The organism is Ruegeria sp. N10 (assembly GCF_056531545.1).
This window is the reverse complement of sequence record NZ_JBQFLY010000057.1, coordinates 1-1533: the sequence shown is the minus strand read 5'-3', so window position 1 is coordinate 1533 and position 1533 is coordinate 1. Positions and strand designations below refer to the sequence as shown.

Sequence of the window (1533 nt, the reverse complement as noted above, 5' to 3'; positions counted from 1 at the left end):
GTTGAGCAACAGTTGGCGATCTGACCCGCACGGAAGTCCGATTGCCGGAATTGACATTGGTGCCGCCGCCGCGAATTGAAGCTTTGTCCGCTAACGGTGAGTTCAATCTACTTTAGTTTTGGAGGTCACGGCGAATGTCCTCTAAGCAGGCTGCGACCGCAGCATCGCGACCACGTGTCAAAGGTCGCCTTTGGGCCGTTCCTATCGGCTGACTTGGAGGGAGGCAGGCCTAATCGTCACGGTGCCAAACCGACCTTTGGTAAGCTGTTAGACTTTCTCGTATTGAAGCTCTGTCCCCAGGAAGCCGTTGTTGCCGCATGCATCCAGGATATGGCGCCGTACCGCCGCAACCTGGGGAGCAGCCAAACGTTCAGGACGGCAAAGCAAAGTCAGTGCCACTGGATCGGCAGACCAGTCAGGGATCAGGCGCACGAGATTGCCAGCTTGAATATGCACCTCTGTCAGTAAGGACGGGAGCAGTGCTGCTCCTTGCCCGGCAAGGACAGCTGCAAATGCAAGCTCCATCGAATTGACGCGCAGGCCGATCGTCGGCTCGATGATCTCCTGTTGCCCTTCCTTATTTCGAAACGCCCATTTGCCGGATTCTTGGGTGCGCAATACACAGGGCAACCTGGCCAAATCAGCAGGCCGAGAGAGACGGGGCATCCATTCTGCAAAGGCCGGGCTGGCAAGAGGCGCGCGCTGCGCGGACGGCAGGGCAGCCGAAATAAACCGCCTTTTATCTGCAGGGCCGGTTCTGAAGGACAGATCTATGTCCTCTGCCGCAAAATCCGATTTTGAATCATCGGCATGCAATTCAAGTTCGATAGCCGGGTAGCGGGACCGAAGGCCTGCCAGAAGCGGGACAAGCACGGTGCAAAGAAGACTGTTGGGTCCTGAGACTGACACCCGTCCTGCAATCTTCCCGCTTCGGACGAAGCCAAGCTGCGCCTCGGCCTCAAGCGCTACATCCACCGGGCCTGCGCAAATCTCGAAAATTCTGCGCCCAGCCGCGGTCGGGGCCACCGCCCGCCCAGACCGGTCCAGCAGGACCAGCCCCAATTCGGCTTCAAACAGCGCCAGCTTTTGGCTGATCGCCGACTTCGTGGTGTTCAGCTCCGCAGCTGCCGCGCTCATCGACCCGGCGCGCACAGTGGCCACCAGGGCCTTGGCGCAGGAATAGAATCTATCGTTCATAAATCCGAACAGTAGTTAACAAACAGATCATTTTCCAGAACGAATGAGATCCCTAAATTCTATCTCAGCGAACAGGCCAGGAGATGAGAAATGCAGACGGAGATGGTCTATCACCCCGCCGCGACCCGTGAGTTCAAGGACTTCGGCTTCATGCAGGCGCATCTGTCGTTCAAGCCGCACCTTGCAGAAGGGCGCCCAAGGCTTTGGCCTGCATCCGCACCGGGATGTCGAAGTCGTCACCTTCATTGTCACTGTACCCTAATAAATCAGAATTAGCGGATTCACGGTGTTATGGGGCGTTTTTGTACCCTTAATTGCAATATATCCACAGGTTCA

1 protein-coding gene is annotated in these 1533 nt (G+C 56.8%); it reads right to left on the bottom strand.

Annotation, left to right across the window (positions count from 1 at the left end):
• Positions 1–267: 267 nt before the first annotated feature.
• A complete protein-coding gene (locus ACR0JI_RS21910; protein WP_170367323.1) occupies positions 268–1197 on the bottom strand; it encodes a LysR family transcriptional regulator in 930 nt (309 codons plus the stop codon).
• Positions 1198–1533: the final 336 nt, after the last annotated feature.